Source organism: Nocardioides sp. GY 10113 (assembly GCF_004919105.1).
GTDB lineage: Bacteria > Actinomycetota > Actinomycetes > Propionibacteriales > Nocardioidaceae > Nocardioides.
Map to the genome: position 1 here is coordinate 1 of NZ_STGK01000017.1, position 22,911 is coordinate 22,911.

Annotated in this window: 19 protein-coding genes and 1 other RNA gene; 8 read left to right on the plus strand and 12 right to left on the minus strand. The window is 72.0% G+C overall.

The genetic code is table 11. The features are described 5' to 3' along the window. Positions 1–106: 106 nt before the first annotated feature. Positions 107–482: RNase P RNA component class A (gene rnpB / locus E8D34_RS17450), an RNA gene on the minus strand. Positions 483–534: 52 nt separating this feature from the next. Here rnpB and E8D34_RS17455 point away from each other — a divergent pair. Beyond that, positions 535–966: a tetratricopeptide repeat protein gene (locus E8D34_RS17455; RefSeq protein WP_136595945.1), complete on the plus strand. Its 432-nt coding sequence runs from the start codon at positions 535–537 to the stop codon at positions 964–966. Positions 967–1,369: 403 nt separating this feature from the next. Here E8D34_RS17455 and E8D34_RS17460 read toward each other — a convergent pair whose 3' ends face one another. From E8D34_RS17460 to E8D34_RS17470, 3 genes are read right to left on the minus strand one after another with little or no spacing between them, the layout of a single operon-like run. Then, positions 1,370–2,209 carry a transglutaminase family protein gene (locus E8D34_RS17460; RefSeq protein WP_168929500.1) on the minus strand — a complete coding sequence of 280 codons (840 nt, stop codon included), beginning with the start codon at positions 2,207–2,209 and terminating at the stop codon, positions 1,370–1,372. Then, the gene (locus E8D34_RS17465) at positions 2,209–3,144 is read right to left on the minus strand and encodes an alpha-E domain-containing protein (protein WP_136595947.1); all 936 of its coding nucleotides are present in this window, start codon (positions 3,142–3,144) and stop codon (positions 2,209–2,211) included. Before E8D34_RS17465 ends, E8D34_RS17460 begins: the two co-directional genes overlap by 1 nt. Next, positions 3,138–4,703 (minus strand): circularly permuted type 2 ATP-grasp protein, encoded by a 1,566-nt coding sequence (locus E8D34_RS17470; RefSeq protein WP_136595948.1) that lies wholly within the window; start codon positions 4,701–4,703, stop codon positions 3,138–3,140. Before E8D34_RS17470 ends, E8D34_RS17465 begins: the two co-directional genes overlap by 7 nt. 91 nt (positions 4,704–4,794) lie before the next feature. Between E8D34_RS17470 and E8D34_RS17475 the strand changes: the two genes are divergently transcribed. Continuing rightward, positions 4,795–4,980, plus strand: coding sequence for a hypothetical protein (locus tag E8D34_RS17475; protein ID WP_136595949.1), 186 nt, complete (start codon positions 4,795–4,797; stop codon positions 4,978–4,980). After that, a complete protein-coding gene (locus E8D34_RS17480; RefSeq protein ID WP_136595950.1) occupies positions 4,981–5,286 on the plus strand; it encodes a hypothetical protein in 306 nt (101 codons plus the stop codon). 50 nt (positions 5,287–5,336) lie between these two features. Here the strand turns inward: E8D34_RS17480 and E8D34_RS17485 are convergent, their stop codons facing one another. Continuing rightward, positions 5,337–6,419, minus strand: coding sequence for a zinc-binding dehydrogenase (locus tag E8D34_RS17485; RefSeq protein ID WP_136595951.1), 1,083 nt, complete (start codon positions 6,417–6,419; stop codon positions 5,337–5,339). A gap of 252 nt (positions 6,420–6,671) precedes the next feature. Here E8D34_RS17485 and E8D34_RS17490 point away from each other — a divergent pair, with 252 nt between their 5' ends. Together E8D34_RS17490 and E8D34_RS17495 are read left to right on the plus strand one after the other, a co-directional pair. Then, positions 6,672–7,238, plus strand: coding sequence for an HhH-GPD-type base excision DNA repair protein (locus E8D34_RS17490; protein WP_136595952.1), 567 nt, complete (start codon positions 6,672–6,674; stop codon positions 7,236–7,238). A 435-nt stretch (positions 7,239–7,673) separates the two neighbouring features. Next, on the plus strand, positions 7,674–8,945 hold the full coding sequence (locus E8D34_RS17495; protein ID WP_240771436.1) for an RNA polymerase sigma factor: 1,272 nt from the start codon (positions 7,674–7,676) through the stop codon (positions 8,943–8,945). An 84-nt stretch (positions 8,946–9,029) separates the two neighbouring features. Here E8D34_RS17495 and E8D34_RS17500 read toward each other — a convergent pair whose 3' ends face one another. Together E8D34_RS17500 and E8D34_RS17505 are read right to left on the minus strand one after the other, a co-directional pair. Further along, complete coding sequence (locus E8D34_RS17500; RefSeq protein ID WP_136595954.1) at positions 9,030–9,866, minus strand: DMT family transporter; 837 nt, start codon at positions 9,864–9,866, stop codon at positions 9,030–9,032. A gap of 88 nt (positions 9,867–9,954) precedes the next feature. Then, on the minus strand, positions 9,955–10,179 hold the full coding sequence (locus E8D34_RS17505; protein WP_136595955.1) for a hypothetical protein: 225 nt from the start codon (positions 10,177–10,179) through the stop codon (positions 9,955–9,957). Between the two features lie 298 nt (positions 10,180–10,477). Here E8D34_RS17505 and E8D34_RS17510 point away from each other — a divergent pair, with 298 nt between their 5' ends. Together E8D34_RS17510 and E8D34_RS17515 are read left to right on the plus strand one after the other, a co-directional pair. Beyond that, positions 10,478–12,571 (plus strand): DNA topoisomerase IV subunit B, encoded by a 2,094-nt coding sequence (locus E8D34_RS17510; RefSeq protein ID WP_136595956.1) that lies wholly within the window; start codon positions 10,478–10,480, stop codon positions 12,569–12,571. Positions 12,572–12,597: 26 nt separating this feature from the next. After that, positions 12,598–12,945, plus strand: coding sequence for a hypothetical protein (locus E8D34_RS17515; RefSeq protein WP_136595957.1), 348 nt, complete (start codon positions 12,598–12,600; stop codon positions 12,943–12,945). Positions 12,946–13,104: 159 nt separating this feature from the next. Here E8D34_RS17515 and purT read toward each other — a convergent pair whose 3' ends face one another. The 5 genes from purT to E8D34_RS17540 are packed head-to-tail and all read right to left on the minus strand — an operon-like array spanning position 13,105 to position 19,865. Further along, a complete protein-coding gene (gene purT / locus E8D34_RS17520; protein ID WP_136595958.1) occupies positions 13,105–14,319 on the minus strand; it encodes a formate-dependent phosphoribosylglycinamide formyltransferase in 1,215 nt (404 codons plus the stop codon). 3 nt (positions 14,320–14,322) lie between these two features. Continuing rightward, the gene (locus E8D34_RS17525) at positions 14,323–14,820 is read right to left on the minus strand and encodes a carbonic anhydrase (protein WP_136595959.1); all 498 of its coding nucleotides are present in this window, start codon (positions 14,818–14,820) and stop codon (positions 14,323–14,325) included. Positions 14,821–14,841: 21 nt separating this feature from the next. Continuing rightward, positions 14,842–16,578, minus strand: coding sequence for an MFS transporter (locus E8D34_RS17530; protein WP_136596017.1), 1,737 nt, complete (start codon positions 16,576–16,578; stop codon positions 14,842–14,844). 16 nt (positions 16,579–16,594) lie between these two features. After that, positions 16,595–17,311 (minus strand): LppX_LprAFG lipoprotein, encoded by a 717-nt coding sequence (locus tag E8D34_RS17535; protein ID WP_168929501.1) that lies wholly within the window; start codon positions 17,309–17,311, stop codon positions 16,595–16,597. A gap of 19 nt (positions 17,312–17,330) precedes the next feature. Continuing rightward, positions 17,331–19,865 (minus strand): DNA topoisomerase IV subunit A, encoded by a 2,535-nt coding sequence (locus E8D34_RS17540; protein WP_136595961.1) that lies wholly within the window; start codon positions 19,863–19,865, stop codon positions 17,331–17,333. A 155-nt stretch (positions 19,866–20,020) separates the two neighbouring features. Here E8D34_RS17540 and E8D34_RS17545 point away from each other — a divergent pair, with 155 nt between their 5' ends. Beyond that, positions 20,021–22,786, plus strand: a complete 2,766-nt coding sequence (locus E8D34_RS17545) for a bifunctional GNAT family N-acetyltransferase/acetate--CoA ligase family protein (RefSeq protein ID WP_240771432.1) — start codon at positions 20,021–20,023, stop codon at positions 22,784–22,786. Positions 22,787–22,911 lie beyond the last annotated feature (125 nt).

The window sequence follows — 22,911 nt, forward strand, 5'->3', positions numbered from 1 at the left end:
TTCCAGCGTCGACACACATCGACGCAGATCAGATGTCACCTATCCGTGCAGCAGACCCGACCGAGATCGCCATGCTCCAGTTTTTCCGCAGGTCAGCGAGTTGTGGGGGACGGGCTGGCCTGTAAGCCGGGTTCTGTCCCTGTTGCCAGGGGGCGACCATCCATCTACGACCACCGTTGCCGGTGGCCTCCAGCGACCTACCCGTGCACTCGGGCGAGCAGCCCTCTCGGTCGGAACCGTCGTGCACTGTCTGGTCTTGCTCCGGGTGGGGTTTGCCGAGCTGCCCCGGTCACCCGGGGCACTGGTGGGCTCTTACCCCACCGTTTCACCCTTACCTGCCTCCCGAAGGAGACCGGCGGTCTGTTCTCTGTGGCACTGTCCCGCGAGTCACCTCGGGTGGGTGTTACCCACCACCCTGCTCTGTGGAGCCCGGACTTTCCTCGGGACCCCCGAAGGGATCACGCGGTCGCCCGGCCAGCCCGTCCGCCCTTCAGACTAGGGAACAACCGCCCCAGGTGCACAGTTGAAGACGTCATGAACGAGCCCGCCTTCGACGCCGAACCCACCCTCGCTCCGCCGGCGATCGTGTTCCCCGGCCAGGCGAGCGCGCACGAGAACGCCTACCGCGACGCCTGGGACCTGCTGGCCCGGCGGGCTCCCCGCGAGGCGCTGGAGCTGATCGAGCCGGCGCTCGCGGAGGAGCCCGGCAACCGCGGCCTGCGCAGCCTCCGGGCCTGGGCGTTCATGATGCGCGCCCAGATCGTGAAGGCCGAGGAGGAGCTGGCCGGCCTGGTCGAGGAGGACCCCTCCGACGCGTGGGCGCGGCACGCGCTCGGCCGCGCGCTCGAGCGCCAGAGCCGGTACGACGACGCGCTCGGTCACCTGCGCCTCGCGGCGGTGATGAGCGGTGACGTCGAGCACGAGCTCGCGGTGCTGCGGGTCGAGCGGCTGGCCGGCCGGATCTGACGGCGACACCGGGACGCGGCGCATGCCCCGCACCGAGGGGTCGTGTGCCTGAGGCCCGCCTATGGCGGGTTCTGGGGCACACGAGTGTGTCCAGTCCAGCGGCTCGGGGTGGGTCGTGTGCTTGAGACCCGCCTAGAGCGGTTTCTGGGGCACACGACTGTGTCCAGACCGTCGGCCCCGGGCGGGTCGTGTGCCTGAGACCCGCCTATAGCGGTTTCTGGGGCACACGACTGTGTCCAGACCGTCGGCCCCGGGCGGGTCGTGTGCCTGAGGCCCACCTATAGCGAGTTCTCAGGCACACGACCCCACGCCAGCCCGAGTTCTCAGGCACACGACCCACGCCAGCCTCGGCACCCACGTGCACCCCCCAAGCCAGCCACCGCGCAGCCCGGAGCGACAGACCTCAGGAGATCCGCGTGACCTCGACGGAGACGGTCATCTGCGACGTCTCCGCACCGGAGTAGATCCCGCGCAGCGGCGGGACGTCCTCGTAATCGCGCCCGCGCGCGACGGCCACGTACCGGTCGTCGGGCGCGGCGTTGGTCGAGGGGTCGAAGCCCTTCCAGCCGTCGTCCCACCACTCCAGCCACGCGTGCGAGTCGCCGGAGACGGTCTCGCCGAGGACCGGCGAGGCGACGGGGTGGACGTACCCCGAGACGTAGCGCGCCGGGATCCCGATCGCGCGCAGCCCGCCGATCGCCAGGTGGACCATGTCCTGCACCACCCCCGCGCGCTGCTTCCACGCCGTCGCGGCGGGGGTGGAGACGTCGGTGGCCCCGGGCTGGAACTCGATCGCCTCGTGCACCAGACGGCAGATCTCGCGCGCAGCGGCGCCGGGCAGCACCGCCACGTCGGCCACCGCGCGCACCTCGGCGAGGAAGTCGGTCGGCGGGTCGACGAGCTCGGGCAGGTCGAGGTACTCGGTCCACCGGTCGGCCACGTCGCGCTCGCCGTACGCCTCCCAGGGCGTGCTCGGGTCGGCCGGCTCCGCGCGGTTGACCTGCACGGTCGAGGTGGCGACCACCTTCATCGACTCGTGCGGGTCGCCGGCCTCGAACGCCAGCACGTTGTTGCCGAAGTAGTCGCGGTACCCGAAGGACCACGGCGCCGGGGTCACGTCGATCCGGTGGTGCAGCACGATCTGCTCGGGCGAGGTCGCCGGCGTCATCCGGGCCTGGTTGTACGACGCGCTCGCCGCGCCGTCGTAGGCGAACTCCGTGGTGTGCACGATCCGCAGCTGCATCACACCTGCACTCCCTTCCACGAGACAGCCTCGGCGCCAGCGAAGTAGCGCCGGGTGATCGCGTCCGTGGCCGCAGCGCAGGTCTGCTGCAGCCGTTCCATCTCCTCGGGCAGCTCGGTGATCAGGTCCGCCAGTGAGCGGTACTCCAGCTCGGCGCGGGTGCGCCCGATCAGCCGGTGTGCCTCGTCCTCGAACCCGGCCCGGCGCGGCTCGTCGCCGAGGTTCTCCAGGCACTGCTCGGCGCGCGCCAGCGAGAACGCCGCGGACCGCGGGAACAGCCGGTCGAGGAGCAGGAACTCGGCGGCCGCGGCCTCGGTCTCGACGCCGCGGTAGGTGCGCAGGAACGCCTCGTAGGCACCGGAGGCGCGCAGCGTGGTCCGCCACTGCTCCGGCGAGCCTCCGGCCAGGGCCGTCGAGGCGACCATCCGCGAAGTCATGTCCGCGCGCTCGATGAAGCGTCCGAGCAGCAGGAAGTGCCAGCCCAGGTCGCGGGTCATCGTCGCGTCGGCGACGCCGTTGATCAGGCCCGCGCGCTCGCGCACCCATTGGAAGACGTACGGCGGCCGCAGCGACTCGAACCGGCGCGACGGGATCGACAGGTAGGTGGTGTTGATGACCTCCCACAGCGGCACCGAGAGCGTCTCCCGGGCGCCGCGGGCGGCCTCGCGCGCGGAGGCCAGCGCGTTGGCGATGGACGTCGGGGAGGCGGGGGAGTAGGCGAGTGCGGCCAGCACCCGGTCGATGGTCAGCGTGGTGGGGAAGTCCTCCGGCTCGATGCCCATGCTGGCCAGCAGGTCACGGCAGGTCTGCTCCTCGTCCACGCTCGCGTCCTCGAGCACGAGCTGGGTCTGCACGTCCAGGATCCGAGCGGTGTCCTCGGCACGCTCGACGTAACGGCCGATCCAGAACATCGACTCCGCGATCCGGCTCAGCATGCCGCGTCCCCCTCGGTCCCGTCGGTCGTGGCGCCGTCGACCGCGCCGGCCGCGTCGGGCGCGGTCCCGGTCGACTGCTGTTGTTGCTGCTCCTGCTGCTGCCCGCCGTGCACGGTGAGCGAGTCCAGCGGGCCGGCGAGCACCCAGGTGTCCTTCGAGCCGCCGCCCCGGGAGGAGTTCACGATGAGCTCGCCCTTGGCCAGCGCCACCCGGGTCAGGCCGCCGGGCAGCACCCAGACGTCGTCCCCGTCGTTGACCGCGAACGGTCGGAGGTCGACGTGGCGCGGGCCCAGCTCGCCGTCCACGAAGGTCGGCACCGTGGAGAGCTGGACCACCGGCTGGGCGATCCAGGAGCGCGGGTCCTCCAACAGCTTGACCCGCAGCTCGTCGAGCTCGTCGCGGGTGGCGCGCGGTCCGATCACGATGCCCTTGCCGCCCGAGCCGTCGACCGGCTTGAGGACCAGCTCGTCGAGACGGTCCAGGACCTCCTCGCGGGCGTCGGCGTCACCCAGCCGCCAGGTGTCGACGTTGCGGAGCACCGGCTCCTCGCCCAGGTAGTAGCGGATGATGTCGGGCAGGTAGGTGTAGACGAGCTTGTCGTCGGCCACCCCGTTGCCGACCGCGTTCGCCAGGGTCACGTTGCCCGCCCGCGCGGCGTCGATCATGCCCGGGCAGCCGAGCACCGAGTCGGCGCGGAAGTGCACCGGGTCGAGGAACTCGTCGTCGATGCGGCGGTAGATGACGTGCACCGGGGCGAGGCCCTTGGTGGTCCGCATCATCACCTCGCCGCGCCGGCAGACCAGGTCGCGGCCCTCGACCAGCTCGATGCCCATGGTCCGGGCCAGCAGCGCGTGCTCGAAGTAGGCGCCGTTGTAGACCCCCGGGGTCAGTACGACGACGGTCGGGTCGGTGACGCCGGCCGGCGCCGCGGCCCGCAGCGCGGCGAGCAGTCGCTGCGGGTACCCGGCCACCGGTCGGATCCGGTGCTGGGTGATCGTCTCGGGCAGCGCGGCCGAGATCGCCCGCCGGTTGGTCATCACGTAGGAGACCCCGGAGGGGACCCGCACGTTGTCCTCGAGGACCCGGAACTCGCCGTGGTTGTCGCGGATCAGGTCGATCCCGGACACGTGGACGCGCACGCCGTTGGCGGGCCGGATCGTCGCCGCGGCGCGGTGGAAGTGGGAGGAGGTGGCGATCACCCGGCGCGGGATGACGCCGTCGTCGAAGACGTTGCCGGCGTCGTAGACGTCGGAGAGGAACATCTCCAGCGCCTTGACGCGCTGCTGGACGCCGCGCTCGATGGTCGACCACGTGGCGGTCTCGATCACCCGGGGCAGGATGTCGAGCGGGAACGCCCGCTCCTCGCCGCCGATGTCGAAGGTGACGCCCTGGTCGAGGTAGCTGGCCTGCAGCGCCTCGACCCGGCCGACCAGGTCGGGCGTGGTCATCTTCTCCAGGGAGTCCCGCAGTCGCAGGTAGGGCGATCGGAGGTCCGGCCCGTCGAACATCTCGTCGTACGCGGGCCCACTCGCCCCGTAGTCGTCGAACATCGTGCCCATGTGCCGGACCCTACTCATGCCGCGTAACGCGAATGTTGCGCTTGCTCGGCGGAACGACGGCGGGTGGCGTCCGGCGGAGTAGGTTCACCCCATGGCGTACTGGTTCTGCCTCACGCACCACACCGTCGAGGGCACCGAGGGCTGCCCGAACAAGGATCGGCTGGGGCCCTACGAGACCGAGGCGGAGGCCTCGCGGGCCCTGGAGAAGGCGGCGGAGCGCACCGAGGCGTGGGAGCACGACCCGGCCTGGAACGACGACGTCGAGGACGGGGACTGAGTGGCTCGTCGCCGCCGGATCAGGCGGGTCGTCGTCGACCCTGCCTCCGGCCGGGTGGTGTCGCCCTGGCCCTTCGCGGGGCTGGTGCTGATGGCCGCGTCGTTCTTCCTGTACGCCGCCAGCGGCCCGCTGGTGCCGTGGTGGGTGCTGATCGCGCTGCTCTCCGTGTGGGCAGGGCTGCTGGCCGCGTGCCTGCGGGCCTTCCACGAGCGGCCGCGCCGGCCGGTGTGGCTGGGCCTGGCCTCGGTCGGCGTCTGGGCGCTGGTGGTCGTCGGGGGCGGAATCGCGTTCGGCTGGGGCGGGTAGCACCCGCCCCAGCCGAAGGGATCGATCAGCGGCCCGCGGACCGCACGGCCTCAGAGACCGGGCTTGATCAGGATCTTCGCGTCGGTCGGCGAGGTGCCGAGCTTCGCGACGGCGTCCGCGATGCCGTCGTACCCGACCTCGCCGGTGATCAGCGGCGAGGCGTCGATCTCGCCGTCGGCCATGACGCGGAGGGCCTCCGCGTACTCCTGCGGCGTGTAGTAGAGCGTGAACTTGATGTCCAGCTCCTTGAGGATGCCGGTGCCGGGCTGGATGACGTCGTCCCCGAGGTTCATGCCGGAGACCATGATCCGGCTCGCCGGCGGGGCGCCGGTCATCATCTGGGCCAGGAGGCCGGGGACACCCGTGCACTCGAAGCCGACCGTCGGGCGCAGCGGCAGCTGGCCGGCGACCATGGTGGGCGCCGCCATCTTGGCCGGGTCGTCGGTCGCGGCAGCCGCCATCCAGGCCTGGTAGGCGTTGTCCACAGCCGGGTCGACCACGACGTCGGCGCCGACGCGCTTGGCGAACTCGCGCCGCTCGGGCGAGAGGTCGGTGGCCACGACCGGGCCGATCCCGCGGGCCTTGAGCAGCAGGATGGTGGCCAGGCCGATCGGGCCGCAGCCCACGACCAGCGGCACGTCGTTCTCGTCGATCTCGATCCGGTTCAGCGAGTGCAGCGCCACGGCGAGCGGCTCGGTGAGGGCGGCGAGCTCGTCGGAGACGTTGTCCGGGACCGGGACCAGCAGCTGCTCGTTGAGGACGGCCTTCTCGGCGAAGCCGCCAGGGGTGTCGATGCCGCCGAAGCCGACCAGGACGCTCTGCTCGCGCGGGAGCGCGGGCACGGCGACGACGCGGGTGCCGACCGGCAGCTTCTGCTCGGTCTCGGGGCCGTACGCGGCGATCTTCGCGGAGAACTCGTGGCCGAGGACCAGCGGCTTGGAGAGGTCCAGCATCTCGACGCCGAAGTTGCGCTGCGACGCGGCGTTGAACGCCTCCGGGTGGTGGATGCAGGACTTGTCGGAACCGCAGATGCCGGTCGCCAGCACCTCGACGAGGACCTCGCCGGGGCCAGGGGTCGGCTCGGGGATCTCGGTCAGCTCGAGCTTGCCGTCGGTGAGCACCACCGCGCGCATCAGAGGGCCTCTCCGGCGTGGCGGGCGCGCGTGGTGCGCAGGGGGGTGGTGAGCAGCATCGTTGGGTACTCCCTTTCCTGAGGTCGCGGGCGGAACTCCAGCCCATCATGCGACCGCGGTCCCGGCAATGGCTTGGCCTCGGACGACAGGTTCTTGACTTCAGACGACGCGCCGGTGCGCGCGGTCGCCGGCGGCGGGCGAGCGCGCCGGGGCGACGCCGCGGTCCAGGGGAGCCGGGGGAGAATGGACGCCATGGCGATCCACATCACCGGCGACGACGCCGCCGACCAGCTGCTGACCGACTCCCCGTTCGCGCTCCTCGTCGGGATGATGCTCGACCAGCAGTACCCGATGGAGCACGCCTTCGCCGGGCCGCACAAGGTGAACGGCCGCCTGGGCTCCTTCGACCCCGCCGAGATCGCCTCCGCGGACCCGGAGGAGTTCGCGGCGCTGTGCGCGACGACGCCGGCGATCCACCGGTTCCCGGGCTCGATGTCGGCGCGACTGCAGGAGCTGGCCCGCATCGTCACCGACGAGTACGACGGCGACGCGGCCCGGATCTGGACCGAGGCCGCCGACGGCAAGGACCTCGCCAAGCGGCTGCAGGCGCTGCCGGGCTTCGGCGCCCAGAAGGTGAAGATCTTCGTGGCGCTGCTGGCCAAGCAGCTCGGTGTCGTGCCGGCCGGCTGGGAGAAGGTCGCCGGCGACTACGCGCTGGAGGGGTACCGCTCGGTGGCCGACGTGGTCGACCCGGAGTCCCTGCAGAAGGTGCGGGAGTACAAGAAGGAGAAGAAGGCGGCCGCCAAGGCGCAGGCGTGACCTTTGCCATGCCGATCAGGGCTCCTCGGAGGTCCGTTTCCTGCTGACGGTCGCTCGTCGCGTGGCCGGCGCCACACGTCCGGTCGCCCCGCGGCCGCACCTGCGCCGGTCCAAAGCGCCGGGCCGGCGTGGAGCGTGACCATGACCGTGGCACAATGTGATCAGCGGTCTTGACGCCTCCGGGCTTAGCCGCGCCCTGACTGCCCGTATCGGAATCTCCGCAAGTATCGAGAGGTGTTCGTGTCCTCGAACGCACGCAAGGTCCCGACCGAGGTGCTTGAGCACCCCTCCATCGTCGCCCTCATCGAGCGAGCGGCCCCGACCGGGAGCGTGACTCCCGAGGATGTGCGTCAGGCGTTCACCGACGCCGACGTCGCGCCAGCCCAGCTCAAGCCCCTGATGGCGCACATCACCGGTCTCGGGATCTCCGTGGCGATGCCGGTCGACACGCGCGCCGTCGCCGCGACCTCGCGGACCGCGACCAAGAAGACCGCCAAGAAGGCCGCTCCGGCCAAGAAGGCGGCCGCCGAGGCCGAGGCCGCTCCGGCCAAGAAGGCCGCGGCCGCCAAGAAGGCCGCGCCGGCAGCGGAGGCCCCGGCCACCGCCGACGGCGCTGCCGCGGCGGCGCCGGTGATCGGCCCTGACGGCAAGAAGGTCCTGCCGGACATCTCCGACGAGCAGTTCGAGAAGGACGTCAAGTCCGACCCGACCATCGCCGAGGACGAGAAGGAAGCCAGCTTCGTCGTCTCGGCCGCCGACGACACCGACGAGCCCGAGCAGCAGGTCATGGTCGCCGGCGCGACCGCCGACCCGGTCAAGGACTACCTCAAGCAGATCGGCAAGGTGCCGCTGCTGAACGCCGAGATGGAGGTCGAGCTCGCCAAGCGGATCGAGGCCGGCCTCTTCGCCGAGGAGAAGCTCGCCGCCGGCGGCAAGATCACCCCCAAGCTCCTCGAGGAGCTGGAGTGGATCGCCGAGGACGGCCGCCGCGCCAAGAACCACCTGCTCGAGGCCAACCTGCGTCTCGTCGTCTCGCTGGCCAAGCGCTACACCGGCCGCGGCATGCTCTTCCTGGACCTGATCCAGGAGGGCAACCTCGGTCTGATCCGTGCGGTCGAGAAGTTCGACTACACCAAGGGCTACAAGTTCTCCACCTACGCGACCTGGTGGATCCGGCAGGCGATCACCCGCGCCATGGCCGACCAGGCCCGGACCATCCGGATCCCGGTGCACATGGTCGAGGTCATCAACAAGCTCGCCCGCGTCCAGCGGCAGATGCTCCAGGACCTGGGTCGCGAGCCCACCCCGGAGGAGCTCGCCAAGGAGCTCGACATGACCCCCGAGAAGGTCGTCGAGGTCCAGAAGTACGGCCGTGAGCCGATCTCGCTGCACACGCCGCTGGGCGAGGACGGCGACTCGGAGTTCGGTGACCTGATCGAGGACTCCGAGGCGATCGTGCCCGCGGACGCGGTGAGCTTCACCCTGCTCCAGGAGCAGCTGCACGCGGTGCTGGACACCCTCTCCGAGCGTGAGGCGGGCGTGGTCTCGATGCGCTTCGGCCTCACCGACGGCCAGCCGAAGACGCTGGACGAGATCGGCAAGGTCTACGGCGTGACCCGCGAGCGGATCCGTCAGATCGAGTCCAAGACGATGTCGAAGCTGCGGCACCCGTCGCGCTCGCAGGTCCTGCGCGACTACCTGGACTGAGTCCGGGTCAGCAGACGTCGACGGCCGGCGCCACCTTCGGGTGGTGCCGGCCGTCCGTCGTTGCGGGGGCCGGTGCCGGTCGGCTCAGCCGAGCGCGACGAGCGCGACCGCACCACCGCACAGCGCGAGGCCGACGGCCTGCGGCGGGAAGATGCGCTCGCGCAGCACGAGCGCCGCGAGCAGCACCGTGATCGCCGGGTAGAGCGAGGTCAGCACGGCCGCGATGGTGAGCAGGCCGGCCTGGGTGGCCAGCAGGAAGCAGAGCACCGCCAGGGTGGCCAGCAGGCCCGCGGCCAGTCCCCACGCCTCCGTGCGGGCCGTGGGGCGCCACGAGGCGCCGAAGAGCATCGCCAGCGCGACGATCGCGACCATCGACGCCGCCTGGGTGGCCACCAGGGGCCAGTAGCCCGCTCCGTCGGGCACCTGGCCCGTCGCGATGAACAGCACGCCGAAGCCGACGCCGGCCAGGCCGCCGTCGAGCAGGCCCGCGGTGCCGCCGAGTGGGCCGTTGTCGGTGGCCGGCTCGCGAGCCACCAACCAGATGCCGGGCAGCGCCGCCGCGATCCCGAGCCAGACCAGCAGCGCGGGCCGCTCACCGGCCAGCACGCTCACCGCCACCGGGAGCAGTGCGGCGCCGACCGCAGAGACCGGGGCGACGACCCCCATCCGGCCCGACGCGAAGCCGCGGTAGAGGAACGCCGTGCCGAAGCCGCTGCCGAGTCCCGCGAGGAGGCCCCACCACAGGTCGGCAGCGGCCGGGTCACCCGTGCCGCCGGCCGCCAGGAGCAGCGAGCCCAGGAGCGCGCCGACGCCGGAGAGCAGGGCCACCGGCCAGGCCGACGTACGACGGGAGGCCAGGCCGCCGACGAAGTCGGAGACGCCGTAGGCGCCTGCGGCGGTCAGTGCGAAGAGGATGCCCATGGTGCGGCGGTGCCCCGATCTCTGGCTGGGTACGACGAAGGGCCCCGGGAACTCCCGGGACCCTTCGTCGTGTGGTCGTCGGTGTCGGTCAGCTCGCGTCGTCGGACGCGGCCGGCGAACCGGTCAGCTTGTGGGTCTCGTCCTGGACGCTCACGGCGATCTCCTTCAGGGCCGCACCGTGCTCGCGGGCGTGGTGGCCGCAGAACAGCAGCTCGCCGATGGCGAGCTCGACGCGGAGGTAGGCCTGAGCGCCGCACCGGTCGCACCGGTCCTCGGCGGTCAGTTGAGCGCTAGGGGCAACGGCAGTTGTCACGACGGCCTCTCTCTCTTCCTTCGCCACCCGAAAAGGGTGACGCCCGGATCAACGTAGCGACTGGTGCAAAGATTCCCGTCCGCGTGTGGTCTGACCCACGTCATACAACCACGGGAAGTGCCGCGGGTGACGAGATTTCCACGGCCCGAAACATCCTTGTCACCGGCCGCGGAGCGGGCAGCTCCTCAGCGACCCCGATGTCGCCCCCGGCTCGGGCGCCCGCGCCGTCGCCGGTGGCGCCATGGTGGACCACCCTCGCCGGGTGCGCCTGCAACGTCCTCCGGCGTGTCGCGGGTAGATTTGGTCTGCGTTCGAAGGGAGTTCCACCATCGCCGACAACACCTACACCGCTGCCCATCTCCTGGTGCTCGAGGGCCTCGAGGCCGTCCGTAAGCGCCCGGGCATGTACATCGGTTCGACCGACACCCGGGGTCTCATGCACTGCGTGTGGGAGATCATCGACAACGGCGTCGACGAGGCGCTGGCCGGTGCCGCGCACCGCGTCGAGGTGACCCTCCACGACGACGGCTCGGTCGAGGTCTACGACGACGGTCGTGGCATCCCCACCGACAAGGAGCCCAAGAGCGGGATGACCGGCGTCGAGCTGGTCGCCACCAAGCTCCACGCGGGCGGCAAGTTCGGCGGCTCGTCGTACGCCGCCACCGGCGGACTGCACGGCGTGGGCCTCTCGGTCGTCAACGCGCTGTCGGCCCGGATGGACATCGACGTCGACCGCTCGCCGGCGACGCAGGGCATCAGCTTCCAGCGCGGCGTGCCCGGCGTCTTCGACGGCGAGGGCCCGAGCGCGACCTTCACCCCGCAGGCCGGTCTCTCGCGCAAGGGCAAGCGGGTCGCGAAGGGCACCTCGGGCACCCGGGTGCGGTTCTGGCCCGACCGCCAGATCTTCACCAAGGACGCCGGCTTCGTGCTCGACGGGCTGATCGGGCGCGCGCGGCAGACGTCGTTCATCGTCCCGGGGCTCGAGCTCGTGATCCGCGACCTGCGGGGGCCGGAGCCGACCGAGGAGAAGTTCCGCCACGACGGCGGAATCGCCGAGTTCTGCGACTTCCTCGCCGACGACGAGCCCGTCACCGACGTGCTCCGCCTGCAGGGCACCGACACCTTCACCGAGACCGTCCCGCTCCTCGACGACCAGGGCCACCTGGTGCCCCAGGACGTCGAGCGCGAGCTGACCGTCGACGTCGCGGTGCGCTGGGGGACCGGCTACGACACCACGCTGCGCTCGTTCGTGAACGTGATCGCGACGCCCAAGGGCGGCACCCACGTCTCCGGTTTCGAGGCCGCGCTGACCAAGACCTTCAACGAGGCCATGCGGGCCACGAAGGCGCTCAAGGTCAACGACGACGACGTGATCAAGGACGACATCCTCGAGGGCCTGACCGGTGTGGTCACCGTGCGCCTGGCCGAGCCCCAGTTCGAGGGCCAGACCAAGGAGATCCTCGGTACGCCGGCGGTGCGCGGCGCGGTCCGCAAGATCGTCGCCGCCCAGCTCAAGGAGTTCCTGACCTCCTCCAAGCGGACCGAGAAGGCCCAGGCCAAGCTCCTCATGGAGAAGGTCGTCGGCGCCGCCAAGACCCGCGTCGCGGCCCGCCAGCACAAGGAGACGCAGCGCCGGAAGAACGCGCTGGAGTCCTCGACGCTGCCGGCGAAGCTGGCCGACTGCCGGGCCAACGACAACGAGCGCACCGAGCTGTTCATCGTCGAGGGTGACTCCGCGCTCGGCACCGCCAAGCTGGCCCGGAGCTCGGAGTTCCAGGCGCTGCTGCCGATCCGCGGCAAGATCCTGAACGTGCAGAAGGCGTCCGTGGGCGACATGCTCAAGAACGCCGAGTGCGCCTCGATCATCCAGGTCGTCGGCGCCGGCTCCGGGCGGACCTTCGACCTCGAGGCCGCCCGCTACGGCCGGATCATCTTCATGGCCGACGCGGACTCCGACGGCGCGCACATCCGGTGCCTGCTGGCCACGCTCTTCTTCAAGTACATGCCCGAGATGATCCAGGAGGGCCGGGTCTTCTCCGCGGTCCCGCCGCTGCACCGGATCGAGATCTCCAACCCCAAGAAGGGGCAGGACAAGTACGTCTACACCTACTCCGACGACGAGCTGCAGCGGAAGCTGGCCGAGCTGCGGAAGAAGAACGTCAAGTGGAAGGACCCGGTGCAGCGCTACAAGGGTCTGGGTGAGATGGACGCCGACCAGCTGGCCGAGACCACGATGGACCCGCGCCGCCGTACCCTGCGACGGCTGACCATCGACGACGCGGCCGACGCCACCGCGGTGTTCGAGCTGCTGATGGGCTCGGAGGTCGCGCCGCGCAAGGAGTTCATCGTGCAGGGCGCCTACGAGGTCGACGTCGAGGCGCTCGACGCCTGATGGCGGTCCCGGAGACGAGGAAGGCGGTGACCGCGCTGCTGAAGCAGCGCGGCGCCAAGGCACGCCGCGGCCACCTGCGGATCGCCGTGGGTGACCTCTTCTGGTACGTCGACCTGCGCGCCGAGGCGCCGGGGCCGCAGGCCCCGCTCCGGCTCGAGCTCGGGTGCTGGGCGGCCGCGGTGGCGCCGGAGCCGGACGGGGGCGCCATCGACTGTCCGCTCCTCCTCGACGTGCTGCTCGGAGCCGACCCGGTGGCAGAGGTCGGGGCGTGGCTCGACGTCGCCGGGGAGATCGGTGACCTGTCCACGCTGGGGGCGCGGCTCGGGGAGTTCCCGGGCGCGCTGGTCGACAAGGCGCTGCGCGACCACCTGTAGCCGAGAAGGTGGAAACCGCCGACTGAGTCGTTCGTCAGCGCCGCCCGAGTCGGTGGCCAGCGCCGCCCGAGTCGGTCAGAAGCGACATGGTGCTGTCGCCTTCGACCGACTCGGCCGGCGCTGACGACGAAGTCGGGCGGTGCTGGCCACCCACTCGCGCTAGGAGAGGGTGACGGTCAGCGCCTCGGCGGCGGCCTTCGCGTTCGCGCGGGCCTCCTCGGTGGTGGCGCCACGGGCCAGGGTCACCGCGACCCGGCGCTCGCCCTCGACGCGGGGCTTGCCGAACAGGCGGACCTGGACGCTCGGGTCGATCGCGTAGGCCTCGGCGAGGCCGTCGAACGACGGCACGCCGGTGCCGCGCACCTTGACCGGCCACGACGCCGCCGCACCCGGCAGGCGCGTCGCGGCGACCGGCAGCCCGAGGACCGCGCGGGCGTGCAGGCCGAACTCGCTGACGTCCTGGCTGACCAGCGTCACCAGACCGGTGTCGTGCGGGCGAGGGGAGACCTCGGAGAAGATCACGTCCTCGCCGGCCAGGAAGAGCTCGACGCCGAACAGGCCGTAGCCGCCGAGCGCGTCGGTCACCTTCCTGGCCACGTCCTGCGCGGCGGCGATCACCGCGGGCGACAGCGCCGAGCCGTCGGCGGGCGCCTGCCACGACTCGCAGTAGTCGCCGTCCTGCTGCAGGTGGTGGACCGGGTCGCAGAAGCTCGTCCCGCCCGCGTGGCGCACGGTCAGCATCGTGATCTCGGTGTCGAAGGAGACGAAGCCCTCGACGATGCACCGCGTGGTCTGGGTGCCCCGGCCGCCGGTCTGGGCGTACTCCCACGCCGCCGCCACGTCCTCGGGCGTGCGGACCAGCGACTGGCCCTTGCCGGAGGAGGACATCACCGGCTTCACCACGACCGGCCAGCCGAGCTTGTCCGCGGCCGCCTCGAGCTCGGCCAGCGACTCCACGAACTCGTACGGCGACGTCGGCAGCCCGAGCTCCTCCGCCGCCAGGCGCCGGATGCCCTCGCGGTTCATCGTCAGCACCGTGGCGTGCGCGGTCGGCGCGACCCGCAGCGGCCACTCCTGGGCCGACTCCAGCTCGGCCAGCACGCCGGTGGCGATGGCCTCGATCTCGGGGATGACGACGTCGGGCCGCTCCTCGCGCAGCAGCGCGCGCAGGGCGTCGGCGTCCTGCATGTCGATCACGTGCGCGCGGTGCGCGACCTGCATGGCCGGCGCGTCGGCGTACCGGTCGACGGCGATCGTCTCCACGCCGAGGCGCTGCAGCTCGATCACCACCTCCTTGCCGAGCTCACCGGATCCGAGCATGAGGGCGGTGGTGGCCGCGGCCGAGCGCGGCGTCCCGAGAGGGGAGAGGGGCATGTCTCAGTACTTCTGGTTGAGGAGGCCGGAGTCGACGTCGTAGATGAAGCCGCCGACCTTGACGGTGTCGGGAACCAGCGGGTGGCTGGTGATGCGGTGGATGTCCAGGCCGAGGGTCGCGACCTGGTCCTCCACCACCTGGAACCGCTGCCAGGTGGCGTCGGTCCCGGCCGAGGCCGCCACGCGCTCGCGCAGCGTCTCCTCGGAGTTCGAGGCGACCGCACAGCGGGTGTGCGGGACCACCAGGACCCGGTCCACGTTCAGCAGGTGCACGCCGAGGACGATCGCCTCGAGCGCCGCCTCGGTGACGCGGGCGCCGGGGTTGCGGAAGATCTTGGCGTCACCCGGCTTGAGGCCGAGCATGCGCAGCGGGTCGATGCGGGAGTCCATGCAGGTCACCAGCGCGACGCCGGCCTGCGCGACGCCGTCGAAGCCACCGAAGTTGAAGTCGCTCGCGGCGAAGTCCTGGTTCGCGGCGAGGAGGTCGTCGAAGTCACCCATGAGGGTGAGAGTAGCGGCGCGTCATCCGCCGGCGCGCAGGGCCTCGGTCACCGGGACCGCCCGGGTCGGCGCCGACCGGAACAGTACGACGGCCAGCACCGCCGCCGCGGCGGCCGCGACCGCGGCGCCGGCGAAGACGGCCTGCTCCTGCAGCACCCCCAGCTCGGTGAGGCTGAGCTCGGGACGGGCCGCGCGCTCCTCGTAGAGCCGGCGCAGGCCGAGGGTGGTCAGCGCGGAGATGCCGACCAGCATGCCGACCATCCGGCCGACCACGACCAGGGCGGAGGCCAGCCCGTGGGCCTCGTCGGTGGTGCTGGCCAGCATCGCGGCGTTGACCGGGGCCAGGGCGAGTCCGAAGCCGAGACCGCCGAGCACCAGGGGGATGTTGGCAGCGAACGACTCCAGGCTGGTGGCGTCCCACCGGGCCATGACCAGGAACGCGGCGGAGGCGGCGAGCATCCCGCCCGCGGCGACCGCGCCCGCGGGCAGCCGCTGGAGCAGCCAGCCGCCGATCAGCGCTCCGACGGGGAGCGCGGCGAGGAAGCGCAGCAGCACCAGCGCCGCCGAGAGCTGGGAGTCGGGGTAGACGGTGGTGCGGGCGAAGAGCGGGATGTCGACGAGCGCTGCGATCAGTGCCCAGCCGACCAGGAAGCTGACGACCAGCGAGCCCCAGGCCGGGGTGGCGCGCAGCGCGCCGCGCGGCACGACGGGGGCGGCGGCGCGGCGCAGGTGGACGGCGAACGCCACGGCCGCGATGGCCGCGGCGACCAGGAACCACGGCCCCTGCGGCGAGAAGACGGCGACCTCGGGGTCCGCGGTGGCGAACGCGAGCACCACCCCCGCCAGCGCGGCGCCGAGCAGCAGTGCGCCGACCAGGTCCGCCTCGACGCCGACGCGCAGCCAGCCGCGCAGGTCGACCAGCGGATCGCGACCGAACCAGCACCAGAGCAGGAACAGCGCGGCGGCGAGCGCGGCGACCAGGCCGGCCGGCGTGGTCCACCGCGACCCGTCCTCGACGGTGGGGATGAAGATCTGGCCCCAGGTCAGGTCGCGCTTGATCGCGGGCGGCTGGACGAACGTGATCAGCCCGGCGCCGAGGGTGACCAGCAGCAGCGCCAGCCCGACCAGGTCGGGTCGTCGGCGCCGTACCGGGGCCGCCCCGGCGGTGGGGGTACCGCCGCCGAGCACGCGCAGCGCGAGGATCAGCAGCACGCCGACGGCCAGGTTGAGGGCGAAGATGGCGCGCCAGGTGCCGAAGGAGAGCACCAGGGCGCCGTACAGCGGGCCGAGGACGCTGCCGAACTCCTGGACGGCCGAGACCAGCCCCAGCGGGATCCCGCGGCGGTGCGGCGGGTAGAGCGCCGCGACCAGGGACATGGTCGCCGGCACCAGCCCGCCGCCGCCGACGCCCTGGAGGAACCGGCCGACCACCATGGTGACCAGCTCGGGGGAGACGGCGGTGAGCGCGGAGCCGAGGGCGAACAGCGCCAGCGACATGCGCAGCACGGGCACCTGGCCACGCAGGTCGGCGACGCGCCCGATCAGGGGGAGGGTGGCGATGTAGCCGAGCAGGAAGCCGGAGACGATCGGCGCGGCCTGCTGCAGGTCCTCGACCGAGATCCCGGCGGCCGCCATCATGTCCGGCAGCGCCAGGACCACGACGTAGGTGTCGACGGCGGCGAAGGCCACCGCGAACGCGCACAGCGCGAGCAGGGCGCGGTCCATCGACGAGCCCACCCCCGGGGACGCGCCTCCCATGTCGGTCACCGGCGGCTCACTTCGGCGCCTGGATGTCCTTGGTGACGTCGTAGGCGTCGATCGCGATCCGGTAGGTGATCGGGTCCGAGTCGGGGAAGAAGGCGCCCGTGATGTCGGCGGTGCGCAGGTAGCCCTCGTCGTCGATGGTGAAGGTCGCCTCGACGTCGTCGGACTCGGTGCAGGGGAGCACCTCGCGGATCGCGTCCCCGGGGACGGTGCCGGTGTAGGGCGTGATCACGACCGAGGGGTCGTCCTCGGCCCGCTCGGAGTCGCCGGCCGACAGGTCGGTGGCCGAGGTGAGCACGCCGGAGACGCCGGTGTCGGGGTCGAGCAGGGTCGCCGGGTCGGGGCCGCAGAAGTCCTGGGGCGAGTACTCGTCGGTCCAGCCGCTGAACGGCACGTCGATCCAGACGCTGCCGTCGACCGAGACCACGGAGATGTCGGTGGCCGGGAAGCCCAGCACTCGACCGGCGATGGTGCCCTCGAACGCCGCCGGGTCGGCGGTGATCGTGCCGCGGGCCTCGGACAGGTAGTCGGTGCCGGGGTCCTCGTCGGTGCTCAGCGTCGCCTCCACGCCGCTGGTGCCGTCGAGCAGCTCCTTGGCCTGGAGGAGGACCTGCTCGGGCGTGTCGACCTTCTCCGCCGATCCCTCCTCGTCACCGCCGGAGCAGGCGGTGAGGGCGGCGGAGGTGAGCAGGAAGGCAGCGAGGAGCGTGGGGCGCAACGGCGTCATGGGGTCACCCTGACACATGTCAGGCCTCGGACCCCGTCGTGGCTGCCGCGTCGCCCGACGCGTCGCCGGCGGCCTCGCCGGTGCCCTGGCCCAGCGCCATCACGAGCGGGCCGGCGCAGGCCGCGATCGGCTGGCTCACCGGCGTACCGGACCCGTCGCGGCGACCGGTGGCCGGCGGCAGGTCGATCGGCGCGCCGCTGGCGGCTCCGGCGCGGGCCGGCGCCGGGCCGGCCCAGGCGAAGATCAGGGCGTCCTCGCCCTTGAGGAACCGGTGGCAGCGGACGCCGCCGGTGGCCCGGCCCTTGCCCGGGTACTCGACGAACTCGGTCACCTTGACCGCGCCCGGCTCGGTGCCCGGCAGGGCGGTCGAGGAGCCCGACGCGGTGACCACCACCGCGCCCTGCTCCACCAGCGAGGAGTCGAGGACGCCGAACCAGACCACCCGTTGCCCGTCGGCGACCCGGATGCCGGCCATGCCGCCGCCGGAGCGCCCCTGGGGCCGCACCACGTCGGCGGGGTAGTGGAGCAGCTGGGCGTCGCTGGTGATGAAGCACAGCTCCTCGGTGCCGGTGCGCAGCTGGACCGCGCCGACCACCTCGTCGCCGTCCTTGAGCCCGATCACCTCCCACTCGTCCTTGTTGAGGACCTCGGGGTTGGTCCGCTTGACCACGCCCTGGCGGGTGCCGATCGCCAGCCCCGGACCCTCGGGGGTCAGCGCGCAGAGCGCGACCGCGCGCTCGCCGGTGGACAGCGACAGCACCTCCGAGAGCGGCAGGCCGCCCTGCAGGTTGGGCTCGTTGGCCGAGGGCGGGATCGACGGCAGGTCGAGCACCCCGAGTCGCAGCAGCCGACCGGCGCTGGTGACCACGCCGATGTCGGAGCGCGCCGTGGTGGCCACCGCGGAGAGCACCACGTCGTGGTTGGCCCGACCGCCGCCGGTGCCCACCGGCTCCGCGGAGGAGGTGCGGGCGAGCAGCCCGGTGGCCGAGAGCAGCGCGAAGCACGGGTCGTCGGCGACCTCGAGCGGCGCCGCCGCCGCGGCCACGGCGGCCGAGCCGGCCGACTCCAGCAGCACGGTACGTCGCGGGGTGCCGTAGGTCTTGGCGACCTCGGCGAGCTCGTCGGAGACGACCTTCCGCAGCAGCGCGTCGTCGGCGAGGATCGCGTCCAGCTCCTCGATCTCGCGGCGCAGCGTCTCCTGCTCCTTCTCCAGCTCGATCCGGGAGAACCGGGTGAGTCGGCGCAGCTGCATCTCGAGGATGTACTCCGCCTGGGCCTGGGAGAGGTCGAAGACGCTGATCAGGCGCTCCTTCGCGGCGCCGGAGTCGTCGCTGGTCCGGATCACCTGGATGACCTCGTCGATGTCGAGCAGCGCGATCAGCAGGCCGTCGACCAGGTGCAGGCGCTCGGCCTTCTTGTTGCGCCGGAACTGGCTGCGCCGGCGGACCACGTCGTAGCGGTGCTGGAGGAAGACCTCCAGCATCTGCTTGAGGCCGAGGGTGCGCGGCTGGCCGTCGACCAGGGCGACGTTGTTGATGCCGAAGGAGTCCTCCAGCGGCGTCATCTTGTACAGCTGCTCGAGGACCGCCTCGGGCACGAAGCCGTTCTTGACCTCGATCACCAGGCGCAGGCCGTGGTCGCGGTCGGTGAGGTCCTTGATGTCGGCGATGCCCTGCAGCTTCTTGCCCTGGACCAGGACCTTGATCCGCTCCACGACCTTCTCGGTGCCCACGCCGTAGGGCAGCTCGGTGACCACGATGCCCTTGCGGCGGCCGAAGGTCTCGACGCGCGCGGTGGCACGCATCTTGAAGGTGCCGCGCCCGGTCTCGTACGCGTCGCGGATGCCGTCCAGGCCGACGATCTTGCCGCCGGTGGGCAGGTCGGGGCCGGGGATGAAGCGCATCAGCCCGTCGACGTCGGTCTTCGGGTGCTGGATCAGGTGGCGCAGCGCCTGCACCACCTCGACCAGGTTGTGCGGGGCCATGTTGGTGGCCATGCCCACCGCGATGCCGGTGGTGCCGTTGACGACCAGGTTGGGGATCGCCGCCGGCAGCACGCTCGGCTCGAACTCGCGGCTGTCGTAGTTCGGCCGGAAGTCGACGGTGTCCTCGTCGATCGACGCGGTCATCGCCATCGCGGGCGGCGCCATCCGGCACTCGGTGTAACGCATCGCCGCGGGCGGGTCGTCGGGGGAGCCGAAGTTGCCGTGGCCGTCGATGAACGGGAGTCGCATCGACCACGGCTGGGCCATCCGGACCAGCGCGTCGTAGATCGCGGAGTCGCCGTGCGGGTGCAGGCGGCCCATCACCTCACCGACGACGCGGGCGCTCTTCACGTGGCCGCGGTCGGGCCGCAGGCTCATGTCGCTCATCGTGTAGAGGATCCGGCGCTGCACCGGCTTGAGGCCGTCACGGGCGTCGGGCAGCGCCCGGGAGTAGATCACCGAGTAGGCGTACTCGAGGAACGACGACTGCATCTCGTCGCGGATGTCGGTGTCGAGGATGTGCTCCTCGAAATCCTCCGGGAGCGGGTCCTGCTTGCTGCGCCGTGCCATGGGCCTCATTCTCCCTGGCCGCCCCCGGTGACGGCGCGGAGGGCGCGCCGTGGCGTGTCCCCGGGTCTCCGCGGAGCGCCGCCCGGCGCGCCCCGGGCCGTCCGTAGCGGTGTCGTTCGCCTGGACCCGGCCGCGCGGCCCGGTAGATTTCGGGTGTGAGCCCCCAGGAGCAGCCCGACCCGGCGACGATGGACCCGGTGAAGATCGAGCCGCAGATCGCGCCGGAGGTCGAGGCGCCGCCGGCCCACTGGGAGGGCGACGTCCTGCTCCGCGACGGGCGGACCGCGCACATCCGGCCGATCCGGGCCGACGACGGCCCGCTGATGACCGAGTTCTACGCCCGGGTCTCCGACGAGTCGAAGTACTACCGGTTCTTCTCTCCGATGCCGACGCTCTCGCCGGCCGACGTACGGCGGTTCACGCACGTCGACTACCGCGACCGCGTCGCCCTGGTGGTGATGCTCCAGGGCCGGATGATCGCGGTCGGGCGCTACGACACGATCGAGAACCACGAGGCCGAGGTCGCCTTCCTGGTCGAGGACCAGCACCAGGGCCGCGGCATCGCCCAGCTGCTGCTGGAGCACCTCGCGCAGGCGGGCCGCGAGCGGGGCCTGGAGCGGTTCACCGCCGAGGTGCTGCCCGACAACACCCGGATGATCCAGACCTTCCGCGACGCCGGCTACAAGGTGGTCAGCGGCTACCACGACGGCGTGATCACGCTGGAGTTCCCGATCGACCCGACCGACACCGCGATCGGGGTGATGCACAACCGCGAGCACCTCGCCGAGTCGGCCTCGATCCACCGGTTCTTCCACCCGCGCTCGGTGGCGATCATCGGCGCCAGCCGCCGCCAGGAGACCGTCGGCCAGGTGCTGGTGCGCAACCTGGTCACCGGCGACTTCACCGGCCGCGTCTACGTGGTCAACCCGAGCGCCAACGCGGTCTCCGGCATGCCGGCGTACAAGACCGTCAACGACATCGCCGACGACGTCGACGTCGCGATCGTCGCGGTCCCGGCCGACGCGGTGACCGACGTCGTGCTCGACTGCGCCGCGAAGGGCGTGCACGGGCTGATCGTGATCTCCTCCGGCTTCGCCGAGACCGGCGAGGAGGGCCGCCGCCGGCAGCGCCACCTCGCCGGCCTGTGCCGTTCCTACGGGCTGCGGCTGATCGGCCCCAACTGCCTGGGCGTGATCAACACCGACCCCGGCGTGCAGGTCAACGCCTCGCTCTCCTCGGTGATGCCGAGCCGCGGCCGCGCGGGCTTCTTCTGCCAGTCCGGTGCGCTGGGCACCGCGATCCTGGAGAAGGTCCGCAACCGGGGCCTGGGTCTGTCCACCTTCGTCAGCGCCGGCAACCGCGCCGACGTCTCCGGCAACGACCTGCTCCAGTACTGGGAGGAGGACGACGCCACCGAGGTCGTCATGATGTACCTGGAGTCCATCGGCAACCCGCGCAAGTTCTCCCGGATCGCGCGCCGGGTCTCCCAGCGCAAGCCGATCGTCGCGGTCCGCTCGGGGCGCACCACCCAGGGCGTGCCGATGGGCCACACGGTCCGCCGGATCGGCGCCCCGCAGGCCGCCGTCGACGCCATGTTCCGGCAGGCCGGCGTGATCCAGGTCGACACCCTGGACGAGATGTTCGACGTCGCGCAGCTGCTCGCCCACCAGCCGCTGCCGCGCGGACGCCGGGTCGCGATCGTCGGCAACTCCGACGCGATCGGGCTGCTGGCCGCCGACGCCGCCTCCGGCGTCGGGCTGGTGGTCAACCGGTCGGTCGCGCTGCGCCCCGACGCCACCGCGGAGGACTTCGAGGACGCCCTCGACGACGCCATCGACGACCCCGACGTGGACTCGGTGATCGCGGTCTACCTGCCGCCCCTGGACGTCTCGGGCGAGGAGGTGGCGAACGTGCTCGCCGCCGTGGGGGAGCAGTCGGACAAGCCGTTGGTCTCCAGCTTCCTCGGCGCCGAGGGTGTGCCCGAGCTGCTCCGGGTGCCCGACGTCGCCGGCTCCTCGGCCGGTCGCGGCTCCGTGCCGTCGTACCCGGCCGTGGAGGGCGCCGTGCGCGCCCTGGCCCGTGTGGTCGAGTACGCCGTGTGGCTGAAGACGCCCGACGGCGCGCCGGCCGACCTCGGCGAGATCGACGAGCGCCGCGCCAAGAAGCTGGTCTCCCGGGCGCTGACGCAGGCCGGTCCGGGGCGCGCCGAGGAGGGCGTCGAGCTCGACCAGACCCAGGTGCGCGACCTGCTCGGCGCCTTCGGCATCGACGTGTGGCCGGTCTACCCGGTGGCCAGCCTGGAGGAGGCGACGGCGGTCGCCGAGGAGATCGGCTGGGACCTCGTGCTCAAGTCCACCCGCGCGTCGGTGCGCGAGCGCCCCGACCAGGCGCACGTGTGGCGCAACATTGGCTCCGCCTACGACCTGGCGGAGGCCTGGGAGACCCTGAACCGGGTCGTCACCGACCCCGAGCGTGCGGCGTTCGTGCTGCAGAAGAACGCGCCGCCCGGGGTGCCGATCGCGATCCGCTCCACCGAGGACCCGCTCTTCGGGCCGGTGGTCTCGTTCGGCATCTCCGGACCGGTGATCGACCTGCTCGGGGACCGCTCGTACCGGATCCCGCCGCTCGACGCCCAGACCATCTCCGCGATGGTGCGCGAGGTGAAGAGCTCGCCGCTGCTCTTCGGCTACCGCGGCACCGAGCAGGTCGACGTCGCCGCGATCGAGCAGCTGATCGCGAAGGTCGCGGCGCTGCAGAACGAGCTGCCCGAGCTCAGCTCGCTGGAGCTGCCGCTGGTGCTGGCCGGCGCCGACGGCGCCAACGTGCTCACCGCCGCGGCGCGGGTGGCCCTGGTCAAGGACCCGCGTCCCGACTCGTTCGTGCGCCGGATGCCCGACCTGATCACGACCATCCCGGAGTGACGGCAGGACGGCCCGCCGGCGCGCCGCCGTACGGCGGATCCGGACGGGACGCGGGACGGGACCTCGGACCGCGAGGCGGTGGTCCGCGATGAGGTCGTGGGGTGCCGGGAGGCGATCCGAGCGAC

Excerpts from the sequence above, each read along its gene's own strand:
- E8D34_RS17455 (WP_136595945.1), top strand. The coding sequence starts at position 535 with ATGAACGAGCCCGCCTTCGACGCCGAACCCACCCTCGCTCCGCCGGCG.
- E8D34_RS17460 (WP_168929500.1), bottom strand. The coding sequence starts at position 2,209 with ATGCAGCTGCGGATCGTGCACACCACGGAGTTCGCCTACGACGGCGCG.
- E8D34_RS17465 (WP_136595947.1), bottom strand. The coding sequence starts at position 3,144 with ATGCTGAGCCGGATCGCGGAGTCGATGTTCTGGATCGGCCGTTACGTC.
- E8D34_RS17470 (WP_136595948.1), bottom strand. The coding sequence starts at position 4,703 with ATGGGCACGATGTTCGACGACTACGGGGCGAGTGGGCCCGCGTACGAC.
- E8D34_RS17475 (WP_136595949.1), top strand. The coding sequence starts at position 4,795 with ATGGCGTACTGGTTCTGCCTCACGCACCACACCGTCGAGGGCACCGAG.
- E8D34_RS17485 (WP_136595951.1), bottom strand. The coding sequence starts at position 6,419 with ATGCGCGCGGTGGTGCTCACCGACGGCAAGCTCGAGCTGACCGAGATC.
- E8D34_RS17490 (WP_136595952.1), top strand. The coding sequence starts at position 6,672 with ATGGCGATCCACATCACCGGCGACGACGCCGCCGACCAGCTGCTGACC.
- E8D34_RS17495 (WP_240771436.1), top strand. The coding sequence starts at position 7,674 with ATGCCGGTCGACACGCGCGCCGTCGCCGCGACCTCGCGGACCGCGACC.
- E8D34_RS17500 (WP_136595954.1), bottom strand. The coding sequence starts at position 9,866 with ATGGGCATCCTCTTCGCACTGACCGCCGCAGGCGCCTACGGCGTCTCC.
- purT (WP_136595958.1), bottom strand. The coding sequence starts at position 14,319 with ATGCCCCTCTCCCCTCTCGGGACGCCGCGCTCGGCCGCGGCCACCACC.
- E8D34_RS17525 (WP_136595959.1), bottom strand. The coding sequence starts at position 14,820 with ATGGGTGACTTCGACGACCTCCTCGCCGCGAACCAGGACTTCGCCGCG.
- E8D34_RS17530 (WP_136596017.1), bottom strand. The coding sequence starts at position 16,578 with ATGGGAGGCGCGTCCCCGGGGGTGGGCTCGTCGATGGACCGCGCCCTG.
- E8D34_RS17535 (WP_168929501.1), bottom strand. The coding sequence starts at position 17,311 with ATGACGCCGTTGCGCCCCACGCTCCTCGCTGCCTTCCTGCTCACCTCC.
- E8D34_RS17540 (WP_136595961.1), bottom strand. The coding sequence starts at position 19,865 with ATGGCACGGCGCAGCAAGCAGGACCCGCTCCCGGAGGATTTCGAGGAG.